The organism is Sivoneniella epilithica UHCC 1019 (assembly GCF_040830845.1).
GTDB lineage: Bacteria > Cyanobacteriota > Cyanobacteriia > Leptolyngbyales > Leptolyngbyaceae > ULC077BIN1.
This window is the reverse complement of sequence record NZ_JBFPDP010000009.1, coordinates 79,993-92,611: the sequence shown is the minus strand read 5'-3', so window position 1 is coordinate 92,611 and position 12,619 is coordinate 79,993. Positions and strand designations below refer to the sequence as shown.

Annotated in this window: 10 protein-coding genes; 3 read left to right on the top strand and 7 right to left on the bottom strand. The window is 48.8% G+C overall.

Annotation, left to right across the window (positions count from 1 at the left end; translation table 11 throughout):
- Positions 1–77 precede the first annotated feature (77 nt).
- Positions 78–860: a 3'-5' exonuclease gene (locus AB3R30_RS08145; protein ID WP_458648669.1), complete on the top strand. Its 783-nt coding sequence runs from the start codon at positions 78–80 to the stop codon at positions 858–860.
- 94 nt (positions 861–954) lie between these two features.
- Here the strand turns inward: AB3R30_RS08145 and AB3R30_RS08140 are convergent, their stop codons facing one another.
- The 4 genes from AB3R30_RS08140 to pilM are packed head-to-tail and all read right to left on the bottom strand — an operon-like array spanning position 955 to position 6,232.
- Positions 955–3,372 carry a secretin N-terminal domain-containing protein gene (locus AB3R30_RS08140; protein ID WP_458648668.1) on the bottom strand — a complete coding sequence of 806 codons (2,418 nt, stop codon included), beginning with the start codon at positions 3,370–3,372 and terminating at the stop codon, positions 955–957.
- Positions 3,373–3,406: 34 nt separating this feature from the next.
- The gene (locus AB3R30_RS08135) at positions 3,407–4,273 is read right to left on the bottom strand and encodes a hypothetical protein (RefSeq protein WP_458648667.1); all 867 of its coding nucleotides are present in this window, start codon (positions 4,271–4,273) and stop codon (positions 3,407–3,409) included.
- Positions 4,270–5,115: a PilN domain-containing protein gene (locus AB3R30_RS08130; RefSeq protein WP_458648666.1), complete on the bottom strand. Its 846-nt coding sequence runs from the start codon at positions 5,113–5,115 to the stop codon at positions 4,270–4,272. The genes AB3R30_RS08135 and AB3R30_RS08130 overlap by 4 nt, the downstream gene beginning before the upstream one ends.
- Before the next feature lies 1 nt (position 5,116).
- Entirely contained in the window at positions 5,117–6,232 is a 1,116-nt protein-coding gene (pilM, locus tag AB3R30_RS08125; RefSeq protein ID WP_458648665.1) for a type IV pilus assembly protein PilM, read from the bottom strand.
- Positions 6,233–6,599: 367 nt separating this feature from the next.
- Here pilM and AB3R30_RS08120 point away from each other — a divergent pair, with 367 nt between their 5' ends.
- Complete coding sequence (locus tag AB3R30_RS08120) at positions 6,600–8,057, top strand: sensor histidine kinase (RefSeq protein WP_458648664.1); 1,458 nt, start codon at positions 6,600–6,602, stop codon at positions 8,055–8,057.
- A gap of 96 nt (positions 8,058–8,153) precedes the next feature.
- On the opposite strand, the gene AB3R30_RS08115 is transcribed toward AB3R30_RS08120, so the two are convergent.
- The 3 genes from AB3R30_RS08115 to AB3R30_RS08105 all read right to left on the bottom strand — a co-directional run bounded on the left by AB3R30_RS08115 (position 8,154) and on the right by AB3R30_RS08105 (position 10,378).
- Positions 8,154–9,179, bottom strand: a complete 1,026-nt coding sequence (locus AB3R30_RS08115; protein WP_458648663.1) for a hypothetical protein — start codon at positions 9,177–9,179, stop codon at positions 8,154–8,156.
- A gap of 216 nt (positions 9,180–9,395) precedes the next feature.
- Complete coding sequence (gene gatC, locus AB3R30_RS08110; protein ID WP_458648662.1) at positions 9,396–9,686, bottom strand: Asp-tRNA(Asn)/Glu-tRNA(Gln) amidotransferase subunit GatC; 291 nt, start codon at positions 9,684–9,686, stop codon at positions 9,396–9,398.
- Positions 9,687–9,856: 170 nt separating this feature from the next.
- Positions 9,857–10,378 (bottom strand): photosystem I assembly protein Ycf3, encoded by a 522-nt coding sequence (locus AB3R30_RS08105; RefSeq protein WP_458648661.1) that lies wholly within the window; start codon positions 10,376–10,378, stop codon positions 9,857–9,859.
- Positions 10,379–10,929: 551 nt separating this feature from the next.
- Here AB3R30_RS08105 and AB3R30_RS08100 point away from each other — a divergent pair.
- Positions 10,930–12,612 (top strand): ATP-binding protein, encoded by a 1,683-nt coding sequence (locus AB3R30_RS08100; protein ID WP_458648660.1) that lies wholly within the window; start codon positions 10,930–10,932, stop codon positions 12,610–12,612.
- The last annotated feature ends 7 nt before the right edge of the window (positions 12,613–12,619 follow it).

Below are 12,619 nucleotides of genomic sequence, written 5' to 3'. Positions count from 1 at the left end.
ATTGATTCACTAGCTTTAAAGGGCGCGAGATTTCGCGCCTTTTTTCTGTCAGATATTTTTAGCCCCTACAAACCGCCGTGCTATCCACCGAGTTGCTGTATTTTTATCGTCAGGTGAGTCAACAAGTCCTAACAGTCGTAGACGTAGAAACTACAGGACATCACCCCAAATCTAGCCGCGTGATTGAAATTTCGGTTTTGCAAGCCACTTTAGATGCAGGCATTCATCACCAGCAAACCCACTTAATTAATCCACAGGTGCCTGTGCCAGAGAGCATCACTCGATTCACAGGCATTTCTCAAGATATGGTGAATCAAGCAGATTCAGCAGAAGATATTTGGCAGAAATATTTGCCGTTATTGAATACGGGCACCTTGACTGCTCACAATCTCGCATTTGACTATGGGTTTCTTCAGTCAGAGTTTGCTCATTTGGGTGCAGGCTTTACTCGCCCGAATTCTGAACAACTCTGCACCGTGATTTTGGCACGGCTGATGTTGCCTGAGTTGCCGTCTCGCAGTCTGCCCAATCTAGTACAGCATTTTGGCTTTCCGGTTAACACCTCTCACCGAGCAGAGGCGGATACTCTCGCGTGTTGGCTGTTGGCAAAATTGCTATTAACAGAGATTCAAAATGAGCCAGATGAAACCTTGCTCGATCGCTTTGCCAAACAATGGCTATCCCTGCGATCTGCTGCAGCAATTTTAGGAGTTTCAACTCAGCAAGCGCGGACTTCCCTCAAGCGAGCGAATATTCAACCGCGTCTGGTAGGACAATACCGCACTCCTCAATATCAACGAGGAGAGGTAGAACGCCTTTTTCAAGAAAAGCAAAGCTCCAATCAACTTTCGTTACTGTAAGATCTGTAACCTTTCTATAAGCCTAAAACGTTAGCTATAAAAAAGGCTGGGCGATCGCCCAGCCTAAGAACCAAACTTTAGGACAACTGCTGAGTTAGCGTTGCCCTCCATCAATAATCCTTTGCACGTCACGACTAGGCGTGTAGCCATAGCCAAAAGCGCTGGAGTTTGTGTCATCCAAAATCCGTGGAGTAACTAGCACAATCACTTCCCGGCGCTGCTGTTGCTTCTCGGTTCGGCGGAAAAGCGCTCCCAGAATTGGAATATCCCCCAAAATAGGAATTTTGGTCACCGTAGCGCGGTCTTCATCTTGAATGATGCCAGACAGCAGCAGCGTTTGCCCATCGCGTACCCGCACCAGCCCTGAATTAACAATTCGCCTTGCTAACAGGGTAATCGGGTTGGTAACGGTTTGACCCTGGTTTGTAAAGGAAATATTGACGGTTTGATCCGGTCGCGTAATCTCTGGATTAATGGTGAACGAAATAAATCCGTTGTCATCAATTTTTTCAACTCTAACCGGTAGAGTTAACCCCGCTGGCGCTTTTTCAACTTCAACCGTGATTTGAGTAGAATTTTGAGTCGCTGTCACCTGCTGCCGAATGTTGGTGATAACTTCCTGCGCCAACTGAACCTGTGCCTGCTGTCCTTCTTGGACTACCAGGGTGGGATCGGTCAAAATTTTGGCATTGCCTGTGGTGACAGCCGCCTGCAATTGCAGCAAGAAGTCTCGTGTAAATCCGCCGGCATTGTTTGCGATCGCACCTCCAAAAATCGCGGGTGCGGCTCCAATCGTGCTGCCCGTATTCAGCGTAGAACTGAGTCCATTAAAGCTGGGAGTTTGTCGCCCAAAGTTCAGTAAGCCAATCCCACCCGTGTTCACAAACTGCGAGTCGTTCACTCCAAACGAGAAGCTAGCACCCACCCGATTAAAGGCGATCAGGTCAATATCGATCACTCGAACATTAATGGCAACCTGACGACGACGCGCATCAAGCTGCGTTAACAAAGAGGTTGCCACTTCAACTTTGCGAGGAGGACCCACTAAAGTAATTGAGTTCAAGCGATCATCCGTGGCGATCGATAAGCCTCGTAACAACAGAGGAGCCGTGCCCTCTCTTGCCTCTAGGGGACGAATTTCAGTATCGCGGGTTTCAACAAACCGACGGTTAATCCCTGTTCCCACTTCCTCAATCCGTACCACGTCAACGGAACGCAGAGTGGATGCTCCCACGCTACTTAGGTAAGCAGAGGCAGCAGCAACGGTCGCTTGGTTGAGGCGTAAGGTGCGAGTGACGAGACTCCGCGCATTGTCTGGCAGTCGAGGACTGACAAAAATAGTACGACCCACTCGGTTTGCTTCTAAGCCAGTAACTTGCAGAATATAGTTAAAAACATTCTGAACAGGTTCATTTTCAATATCTAGAGTGACTTTGGGACCACCAGTATCCTGCGTTACAGGTGCAGCAGTTTGAATCGTTCCTCCGAGAGGCTGTGGAGGAGCATAGGCAATGTTCAAGCCGACAGAGCGGGCAAGTAGAGAGAGCGCTTCACGGGCGGAGGCATCTCTTAAAACCAAACGGGGGACGCGCTCATTTGTCCCTAAATCAATTGATGTTGAAGTAGAGTCTACTTGCCCAACTGCGATGTCTCCTACTGGAGGCGCAATAGCTCTGGGGAGCAAGTTCGGCGCAAATGGCGGCACGGCTGGCGGGGGTTGGTAGGCGGCACCATCCACTTTTATTTGGGGATTGGGCACCAGCGGGGCACCCCCTTGAAAAGCAGGCAGTGGACTTTGGGCGGGTTGTGATTGGGTGACCGATTGCCCCGGTTGAAATTGACCCGGAGGCGTGACTGAAGCCGGGGGCAATTGGGCAAGCGGTTGAGCGTTGGGCAAGAAGGGAGAGCGAGGCGCTGGTGCTGTTGAAGGCTGAACGGCTGGCAAAGGTGCTTGGAAGGATGGCGCTGGCAAAGGCGGCAGCGTGTTTCCGGCTTGAGTGCGGCGCAGGGAAGTGTTAGTAGGCTTGGCGGCGGTGGTGACAGGTTTTTTGCCTGGTGCTGCCTTGGTTGCTTTGCCTGGTGCTGCCTTGGTTGCTTTGGCGGGTGCTGCGGTCATGCTAAACAGGAGCGCGCCTTGATTGCGGGTGACTTGCCCTGCTACGGCAGATCCGCTGCTGGTGACGGTGACCCGGACGCTGGTGCGATCGAGAGGGGCAACGGTCACCATCGAAATTCCAGGCGCAGGATTTGCCTGCTGAAACCGTCCTCCCGGCATGGCAAGCTGGGTGTTAATCAAGTCTGCCGTCCAAGTGCGACCGCGATTGACTGAAAATACTTGGGGGCGATCGCTGCCATTGGTTCGTAACATCAGCGTTGCTCCCTTTGCGGTAGGAGATATCTGTACCGCAGTCACCTGAGCCGCTGCAAAAACAGGCTGAGCCATTGCCACCATCGCAGCACTGCCCAACAGACTAGTCATCAAAATTTTAGTTAATCCCTGTTCCGGTTTCACGGTTTCTCCTCACATGATAAATAAGCGGGGGACGTTACTTTGTCTGGGCAGGCTGAGGCGCTGCTGGAGCAGCCTGCACCACTTCGTCTGGTCTTAATGGCAGCAATGCCTCTAGCTGAAACTTCGTTGTAATTTTAGGATCGGGTTGGCAGAGTGATAAGCGAGTAAAATCTCCAGTGCCGGTATAAACCGTCGTGTTTTTTGATTTATCGCTTAGGTTTGAGGTTAGTTCTCGAATGACTAGCAAAGGCTGAAGTCGTTCGATACTTTGCAAAATGGCAGAGGTCTGTTCATAGTTGCCGGATAACTCCACTGAAACGGCTTGACGCTTCAGCTTGCCATTGACCTGAGTACCATAAGAACTATCGGTAATCACACCCGTCCGATCCTTGTTGGGCGTAAAGCCTCTTAGTTCAGCTTTAGCAGCCAGATCCCCATATTTATCCTCAAACTCACGAATATTTTGCTGAATGGTCGGCGGACACAGCGCCAACTTCTGCGATCGCCGCTTCCCTAAATCCACATTCCGAGCATCAATTTGACGATTGAGATCGAGCAAAAGCGTATCCAACGAGGCTTCATTTGCAAACAGAGTCAGGACATCATCTCGTTGCCGCTGAGCCGTTTCCAACTCTTTCTTAGCGGTCTCTATTTCTTGTAAACGAGCTTGCTGCTGCTGAATATCATTTTCGGTTTGTTTCACTTTGGCATCCAACTCCTGATACCGTTCCCATTCAGGCAATCCCAAATAGAACAGCAACGCTCCAGCCCCTAGCAATCCCAGCACTGCCAGCGCAATACCGCTAACTATTGGCGTAAAGCGGATGCCAAAAACCGTCGGATAATCGGGTTCTGCATCAAACGGTTGATCACCAGGAATAAAGTCTCCACCTGCACTCATGGCTTAACGACCCCCTTCTGGCGTAACGTTTCAATTCGAGTAACCAGCCCAGTCGCTTTTTTGCTTTCTAGCTCTTGCAATAGCTCCGAGGCAGGCACATCTGTTAGCTCGGTTTGAATCACGAACGCAACCTCACCCGGCAACTTCACTTTATCTCTGTCTGCTGCTGCGCTTGAGCCACCCACTTGAACAGCTTGGGGTAATTTGGGTTCACCCAACGTGGCACTCAGAATTCTAGCGGTGTCAGGTTTAACAAATTTAGACCGCTGCAAAATCAGCAAAAAATCATTGACATCATTAAAACTAGTGGCTGTACCCGTAATCTGAATCACGCCACTTGGCGGGGGCGCAGGTGCTGCGCCTGGGGCAGGGCTAGGGGAAGCCGCTGGCGTAGCAGGACTCGGCTGAGGTAACGCCGCGATTTCTTGTGCGGTCAACTCTTTAATGTCGAGAATGCGAACTTTGGGCGGGGTACGCGCACTGATATCCCCAAATGTTGCCGACCATGGCTTGATCGTGTTGAATACACTGGCAAAGGCAGCAGTATCTGCTTTTGCTTGGGTTGTTTGCGCTTTGACTGAGGCTAATTTTGCTTGCTCCGCTTTAATAGCGCTGATCTGAGCATCTAATTCTGCTTGTCGTTGAACCAACTGCTCATTTTGAGACTGCAGAAAAAACCATCCTCCAGCAGCCAGTCCCAACAACGCTAATCCTGTCCCTGCCCCTAACCAAAGGGGGCGCTTACTTTCAGGAGTGCTTAAATCTCGCCGTCGCGAACTTTGAGTCAGTTCTGGTCGATATTCTGGGCGATCCTTTAAAAAGTTAATGTCTAAGCCGTACATACTACGAAACCTCCCGCAATCCTAAGCCCAGCACAACGCTGAGTCCTGCCCTTTGAGTGGGAGGAATGTCCTCACCGACTTCTAGATCTAATGCGGCAATGGGATCAACCTGAGTGCAAGGCAGACTGAGCCGACTTGCAAAAAATTCGTCTAACTGCCCGATCGCCGCGCCTGGACCTGCCAGCAAAAGCTGTGCCACTTCCAAGTTTTCCCCCTGATTTAAGTAAAAATCGATTGAGCGCCGTAGCTCATCTGCTAGCTCTCCAATAATTCGCAGCATGGCAGCCGATCCGGGATTGGTGCCAGCCATTTTCCCTGTACTGCCAATGGTGTCGGATGGCACGATGGGAATGGTCATCCCTTGCAATAAATCGGTCGTGCGGGAGGGCGGCAGATTCATGGCACGAGACAGGGCGCTTTGAATTTGGTAGGTGCCAATGGGAACAGTTCGAGAGAATTTAGGAACTCCGTCTTGGGCGATCGAAATTTCGGTACTCTCAAATTCAATGTCTACGATCGCAACCGCTTCTTGAGAAGAAAATTGCCGCAGTTGCTCTCGAATCGTGCGAATTAATGCAAAACTTGCGACTTCTAAAACATTAAGTTTTAACCCGGCTGCTTCAAACGTGCGAATATAAGCATCCGTAATTTCTTTGCGAGTTGCTACTAGCAAAACCTGAAATTTCTCAATGCCATCATCATCAACAAATAGCCCCAGTTTTTGATAGTCAACATCGGCTTCTTCGCGAGGAAAAGGTAAATACAAACCAGCTTCTTGGTTTAGCACCATCTCTCGCAGTTCGTTATCATCTAATTCCGCAGGCACCGGAATGATTCGGGTAACGGTATCGCGTCCCCCCATAACGGCTGTAGTGACTTGCTTAGTCTTAATCTTATGTTCTGCAAATATAGATTGCAGTAGCTCTGCCATCCCCGGAGGGTCCATAATTTGCCCCTCTTGAAACATCCCCTCAGGAACCGGAGCCGAAGCCAAAGTAGCGAGCTTAAGGGACTGTCCTTGCTTCCGTAGCTGAGCTACATTAATGCGATCGGGGGCAAGCTCGATACCAATCCCCTTAGTTTTTCTAGACAGTAAATTAGTTAAGGCTTTAACCACAATGTTGCCCGCTCAACTAAAGGTTTTGGACGAAAATAATTCACGGCTCGTAAATGCAATCTAAGGGATTCAAGAACTAATGTATGGTACTCAATTTTGATTGAAATGAGCACTTTAATTAAAAAGATGACTTATTTCTATATTCCTTTTAGTACTCGCTAATTTCTCATTGAATCTTGCAAAAAGAAATTATAAAGGCGTTTCTTAAATTTGAAGCATTTGAGCTAGAAATTTGATTACTCCCTGTATCAGCGATGGTACACACAATTTCGGGAATTGCACACATTTTTTCGAGTGTGCTTTAAACCGTGCGTTAGATTAATGACCCAACTGTCACAATAGCAAAGACACACTTTGAGTTTTCAGGATGTTTCAAGCTACTCGTCGTCGCTTGGCACTATGGTATACGGCTGTTACGGCGGTGCTGTTGCTGCTATTTGCCAGTGGTGTGTTTTTCTATGTTCGCAGTACGCTAATTGAGCGGGTTGATGACACGCTTAATCATGTGGTGGAAGTAGTCCGACGATCGCTGGTGATTGAACCGATCAACAGTCATGTGGAAGGTGGACTATTGCGGGTCAACATTGAAGCTAGCTTTCGCAATAATGCTGCCACCGCAGAAGACGATCGCATTGATATTGAGTGGTTTAGCCCCGTGGGAGAGTTGCTCTGGTCAACCCTTTCTACACCGCTACAGGTGCCGCTGCGTTTTACTCCCAACGGCGAAACAGTCAGAATCGCTCCTGAACAGCTAACAGCCGCAATTACCAAACCTATTTCACCAATGCTGCCCATTTCTGAGCCGCTTGTTTTGCGGCAAGTGACTCAACGAGTTGAGTTGGGGCGGCAAGTCCTAGGCTACTTACGAGTGAGCCATCCGTGGTTTGAGGTGACCAAACCTAGCCGCGAATTCTTTTTTGATCTAGCAGTAGGCACGGGGCTAATGGTGGGTGCAGTGGGTGCGATCGGCTGGTTTTTATCAGAGCTAGCCATGCAGCCCATTCGCGACTCTTATCAACGGCTTAAACAATTTACAGCCGATGCTTCCCATGAATTGCGTAGCCCGATCGCCGTGATTCAAACCAATGTGCAAGTCGCGCTAGCAGATCCCGATCCTGATCTATCCACGCAGCAAGATCATTTACGAGTCGTTGAGCGATTGACCCGGCGATTGGGGCGATTAGTCGATGATTTACTATTTTTGGCACGCCAAGATAGCGGCAGTGTGCAGGCACAGTGGCTCATGGTTGATCTTGAATGGGTTTTAAAAGAAGTGATTGAAGAACAGCGGATTTTGGCGGCAGAGAAGCAAATCGCGATCGCCTTGCAGCAAGTTGAGCCTGAAAAAGAACTGGGGTTATCGACTTCTTCAACAGCGTTAGTGTCAGCGGAATCAAGCAGCCAGATCAACGAGATCGCACAACTCCCTCACAAAAACTGGACAGGAATGCAGGGCGATCGCGATCAGCTTTTTCGGCTATTTACGAACCTGATTGGCAACGCCGTAAAGTACACGCCTTCCGGGGGCAAAGTCAATTTAGAACTTCAGCGAATTGGACGATTGAATCACTTTTTCTTACAAGTGGCGATTACGGATACAGGCATCGGCATTCCACCAGAAGCATTACCTCAATTATTTAACCGCTTTTATCGCGTTGATCCTGCCCGGAGCCAAGCCTCGGCTAAAGGATCAGGCTTAGGATTAGCGATCGCCCAGGCGATCGTCCAAAATCATCAAGGTCAGATTCACATTACCAGCACGCTCAACCAAGGAACCACGGTTAGTGTCACATTGCCACAACGACAGGAGGCAATCAAGGAATGAAAAGTTTTGAGTTTTGAGTTTTGAGTTTTGAGTTTTGAATTTGAAAACATTACCCTTCGTCCTTTCCTCTCGCCCCTCGCCTCTCAACCCTCGCCATTAGTCATATTTTTCAATGCCTAGAAGGTTTACTTCTTCGTAGGCTGCGAGTTGTAGTTTTAAGGATTGATTTTGGTCTTCAATGTCTTTCAATTCGCCCAAGCGTTCTAAGATGCGGCGGGTGAAGTTTTCGGCATCGGGTAGCTGGTCGGCAATCCAAGAGGTGTCGATTTCTATTTCAATCATTTTCAGCATATGTTGATATTCCCGTATCAATCGTTGATTGTTGGCTATCTGTTTGTTCAGGATATCAACAGCAGTCGTCGCACGATAAATTCGGGCTGAGTACATTTCTTGATCAACCTGTGCCATCTTTTGCTTAAGCACGTTGATCTGTTCAATTAATACTTGATTAGATTGACATTCATGAGTCAATTCAGTAACGCGCTGCTCTAACTTGCGCTGCTGGGCAAGCAACCGCTGATCAGCAATGAGGCGCATTCCTTCAGCTTGGGTGGCATTTAATGCAGGACTACTCAACTGAGCGTTATTGGTAAGCTTGAGGTATGCCAACACGCCGATCGCGCTCAGGATGGAGGCAAAAAATACACTACCACCCGTGAGGAAAGACAGCAACACTAAGCCAGTCACAAGGGTGATTAAGGTGACAACATGCTGATTAGTTCCGGGAATTGGATTGGGTAAGACGTAGCTTTTGCCTGTAGTGTGATTGGCGATCGCAACCAATCGCTTCATCAAATATCCCTGCATGGTATACAGCACCGACACCACATCGCCCCGATGCACGGGAATGGAATCACTCTTACCTGGAACCGAGAACTGAAGACATTTAAGGGTGCGATCGGCGGTTGTGATTTGGAAGATGTAATGCCGTTTGTAAAAACTTGGAAGCTTGGAAGTCAGATATAGTAATGCTTCGGTCATTGAAGAACGCTTAGATAGCTTGCCATACACCACGCCATATCGCTGACTGCACGATAAACAGGTTACCTGCATAGGAGGGACGTTGCGATGGAGATCGGCGATCGGCTTGGCGCAGGAAGGGCAGTATAGGGAAAGTCTCATTACCAGATTAAATCAGGGGTAAACAAAAGCAGTTCTTCCTATAGTCTTCTTCCCATGGGAAGAACTAAGCGATTGTTCCTGGATCTTAGCGAGTCTTTTTCAATTTCTGGGATGTCGATCGCCCAAGTTTATAAAGATTTGGGAGCTAAAAATTAAGTTTGAAGTGAAAAACTACTGCTTTCCGCTTTTTGGCAATTCTTTTCTGATTAGTCTCTTCTAATCAGTAGCAATGATTTGAGGGACTTTAAAGAATTCACCATCGCGATCGGGGGCGCTTTGCAAAATTGCTTCGCGATCGCCATGGGTTTCTAAAATATCTTCTCGTGTGATGTTGCTGGCATCGATCGCTCGAAACGTTGGCTCAATGTTGGTTACATCCAGTTCGCTCAACTGCTCAAAATAATCCAAAATGCCGTTTAGCTGCGTTGTAAACGTTTCTTCTTCAGCAGCCGATAATTCTAATCGGGCTAGGTGAGCAACTTTCCGAACTTGTTCGCGATCGATCATGGGTAGAAGAGAATAAGGAACAGAAAAAAGTGAAATTGCGTGAAGACCCTCATTCCCAGCCCTTCTCTCTAAGGAGAAGGGGGAAATTCAAAGTCCTTCTCCCTAGGGAGAGGGATTTAGGGTGAGGGCGCTTTGCGATAGCTACAACTAGTTAAGGTTAATTACCGATTTTAAAAGAACACATCAATTTGCGATCGCCCGGTGGTCTTCATCCAGTTTTGGGCTTCGATATAGTTGTTCGGAGCGTTACGGATGGCGCGTTTCCAGTAGTCTGCGGCTTGATCAAACCAGGCTTCTGCCTCTTCTTCGTTGCCTTCTTCTTCTGCCCGTTCGCCTTTGTAATGAAAGATAACGGCAACATTGTTTAGAGTTTGGGGCATTCGAGGATTGATCTCGATCGATTGAAAATAGTAATCGAGCGCTCGATCGTGCTCGCCATTGCTGGCATGAATCAGTCCAATGTTGTAAAGAATATAGCTGCGATCGTTGTCATCTTCCTCCAATTTGAGGGCTTCGTGATAGTTCTCAAGCGCTTCGGCATACTCGCCATCAGCTTGGGCTGACATGCCATCTCGATAATAGGCAAACGCTATCTTTTCCTTTCTAGTTGCAGGCAGCAACTTCAGAATTAGATCTGCCATGACCGTAAAACTTTTGTCGATGAAATTGTCGTTACGTTGGGTTCTAGGCATATAGAAAAGGAAAGTAAGGTCGGCTAATCTACTGATCTAATGAGGTGCGATCACGAGACGCTCCCTAGTTTAACGTCCTCTTGAGGCAAAGAATAGACAGAAAGCATTAAGAAGGATGTCAAGGATCAGATGTGAGAGATCCGGTGTTGGATACAAGGGATTGGGTAGTGTTCAAGATATCGTGCAAGCGACACAAAAAAAGGGAGGCTAACGATTCAATGGGAATTGTGGTCATTCGTGGACATCAAGGGGGAACAAACTGTAGATCTAGTTGGCGCTCGATGCAAATACGAGAGAGATTGCGGGGGTTGCATTGGCGCACGGGATGAAGCGGCTCACAAGCTGTTTGCTGATTGCACTGCGATAAAACCGATTTAGAGTGCGTCTCATCTGAAGAATCGCATCCACTCTGGGAAATCCACTTTGGGAAAATCTGCGATCGCCCTAATATTTTCTAGTACAGTTGCTCGATTTCCCATCAGTATCGGGTATAACCAATAGGAAAGCCGCTGCGTCCAGAACGCTCGCTAGTTATGCAACTTCCTCGTCCAATGAATTCACTTTCCACCGCTATTGTGATCGGCACCGTTAAAGGTCCGGGCGAAAACGGCAACCAGTATGTGTTTATCACGGCGGATAATCGCTATGTGAAAATCGGCGAATTTGTGTATTACGAAGTGCAGGAAACCGAGGCAGGCGGCGAAATGCGGCAGATTTTGGGCAAGCTGTCGGCGCGGAGCTTGATTGATCACCTCCCCGATCGCATCTTTGCCGATACCGAAGTCAGCCCCGAAGCGGTGGCAGCGTTGATTGGATTCACGGACACAAATCCCGAAATCTATGAAGTGACGGTCGATGTGATTGGCTATTTTGACGATCGCCTAGGTTTTATGAATCCACGCCGCACACCTAATCCTGGCGCAAAGGTTTATCTGGCAGATGATGCCATGCTGCAACGAGTGTTGAATAAGCGGCAACCGGGGGCGATCGGCTCTGCATTTATCGGTGGCTTGCTGCTACGGGAAGTAGGCGCGGTTCCCATTGCCCTGGATGTGAAAGAACTGGTCAGCACCCACATGACCATTTTGGCAGGCACGGGTTCCGGCAAATCTTATACCGCTGGAGTTTTGATTGAAGAATTACTATTGCCTCACAATCGGGCAGCCGTGCTGATTTTTGATCCTCATGGGGAATACAGCACCTTGTCTGAAATGCAGGGACATCCGCAGTTTCAAGGGGAAGACGGCTATTCGCCGAAAGTAAAGGTTCTGACCCCGGATGATATTCGGATTCGCACGTCGTCGCTGGATTACGCTGATATTTTGACCCTGCTGCCGGAAATGAGCGATCGCCAGCAGTCGATTCTCAACAAAGCCTACGCGATCGTCAAAAAGCATCGTAAAGGCGACTATCGCTGGGATGTGCAGGATTTGATCGCGGCGGTGTATGAAGCCGATACGCAAGTCGATGATGAAGGCAACGAAAAACCCGGTTCTTCGGCTCCTGCTTTGGAATGGAAGCTAGAACGACTGGCGCGATCGCCCTACTTTCATCCCTTTCAACACCTTGCCCCCAAGGATTTATTTGAACCCGGTCAGGCAACCGTGCTGCAAATGAACGAAATCAGCCAGGAAGAACAGCAAGTGATTTGTGCGGCGGTGCTGCGGCAGGCAAACCAGGCACGGATGAATACCCAAAAAGAACTGATTACCTCCGAGGACGAAAACTATTTGCCCTATCCGGTTTTCATCATTGTGGAAGAAGCTCACCGCTTCGCCCCTGCCCATGAGCCATCGCGCTGTAAAGCGGTGCTGCGAACGATTCTGAGTGAGGGGCGAAAATTTGGTTTAGGCATGGGATTGATTACCCAGCGACCGGGCAAAATCGATTCTGATGTGCTGTCGCAATGTATGAGTCAGTTTATTATGCGAATCGTTAACCCGGTGGATCAAGAAAGCCTCAAGTTTGGCGTGGAAGCAGCCGGACGCGATTTGCTGAAAGAGTTGCCGTCGCTGACGAAAGGGCAGGTGATTATCTCTGGAGCGTGTGTGAATACGCCTGTGCTGTGTAAAGTGCGGCAGCGGCTCACCAAACATGGCGGCGAAACGTTAGATGCGCCGAGCGAGTGGCAGCGCCATTTTCAAACCCACCGAATTCAAGATCGCAAAATTCAGGAAGCACCCGTCGCGGGTCGAGAGCGATCGCAAACCATTCGCGGAGTCAGCATTGAATAGTCAAGCG

What these genes read in the sequence shown, in the direction of transcription:
- gatC (WP_458648662.1), bottom strand. Translation starts at nt 9,686, where the DNA reads ATGATCGATCGCGAACAAGTTCGGAAAGTTGCTCACCTAGCCCGATTA.
- AB3R30_RS08120 (WP_458648664.1), top strand. Translation starts at nt 6,600, where the DNA reads ATGTTTCAAGCTACTCGTCGTCGCTTGGCACTATGGTATACGGCTGTT.
- AB3R30_RS08130 (WP_458648666.1), bottom strand. Translation starts at nt 5,115, where the DNA reads ATGTACGGCTTAGACATTAACTTTTTAAAGGATCGCCCAGAATATCGA.
- AB3R30_RS08105 (WP_458648661.1), bottom strand. Translation starts at nt 10,378, where the DNA reads ATGCCTAGAACCCAACGTAACGACAATTTCATCGACAAAAGTTTTACG.
- AB3R30_RS08135 (WP_458648667.1), bottom strand. Translation starts at nt 4,273, where the DNA reads ATGAGTGCAGGTGGAGACTTTATTCCTGGTGATCAACCGTTTGATGCA.
- AB3R30_RS08115 (WP_458648663.1), bottom strand. Translation starts at nt 9,179, where the DNA reads ATGAGACTTTCCCTATACTGCCCTTCCTGCGCCAAGCCGATCGCCGAT.
- AB3R30_RS08100 (WP_458648660.1), top strand. Translation starts at nt 10,930, where the DNA reads ATGAATTCACTTTCCACCGCTATTGTGATCGGCACCGTTAAAGGTCCG.